General features: G+C 39.7%; 2 protein-coding genes. Both read left to right on the top strand.

Annotated features, from left to right (window positions below; genetic code table 11):
- Nucleotides 1-157 (top strand): transposase (locus JMY00_RS13520; protein ID WP_201580539.1); only part of this gene is annotated, 157 nt, incomplete at its 5' end.
- Between the two features lie 208 nt (nt 158-365).
- Nucleotides 366-716 carry a dienelactone hydrolase family protein gene (locus tag JMY00_RS13525; protein WP_240990772.1) on the top strand — a complete coding sequence of 117 codons (351 nt, stop codon included), beginning with the start codon at nt 366-368 and terminating at the stop codon, nt 714-716.
- Nucleotides 717-756 lie beyond the last annotated feature (40 nt).

The following is a 756-nucleotide window of genomic DNA, read 5'->3' on the forward strand; positions in this document are numbered from 1 at the left end:
TGATAGCTATTTGTACAAGCTGCGTCATCTTGTTGAAAATATGTTTGCAAGGCTTAAACACTTTCGTAGTATCGCCACTCGCTATGAGAAGTTAGCGCGTAATTTTAAGTCAATGCTCTATCTAGCGTGTACTATCATTCATTGTAAAATGAATTGAAGACACGCCCTAGAAACTATTGATAAATAAATTGGCAGGGTTTTAGCCTTATATTTATCTTTTTTATATCGTTGAATTCAGATAATTTCGATACAAGAAAACCGAGCGCAAGTTATACATTGGTATAGTTAGCGAGGATGACAATGTAGCGGATTTATAGGGATTTGATGATGCGACTATTTTTTATATAACTATAAGGCCACCTACCATGTTACCAACTCTAAACTCCCCGACTAAAAAACCTTATCACTCATTGCTAGTAGGCGCATCAATGGGTCTAATGGCATTAACGTTCAGTCAAACAGCTGCTGCTATCACGACCAAGAGCGTTACCTATACGGTCGATGATAAAGCATACGAAGGCTATTACGCCAAGGCGGACAAAGCTAATGCACCTTTTATCTTATTGATTCATGATTGGGACGGTCTAACTGACTATGAGCGCAAACGTGCTGATATGTTAGCGGCTGAAGGCTACAACGTATTGGCGGCCGATATGTTTGGACAAGGCATTCGCCCTACGGTAATCCCCCCAATAAATAAGAACACTCATAAATAGAGAGTAACTGCTAGAATACATCAGCAGGAGAATCCTATGA

The organism is Psychrobacter sp. Pi2-52 (genome assembly GCF_904846705.1).
GTDB lineage: Bacteria > Pseudomonadota > Gammaproteobacteria > Pseudomonadales > Moraxellaceae > Psychrobacter.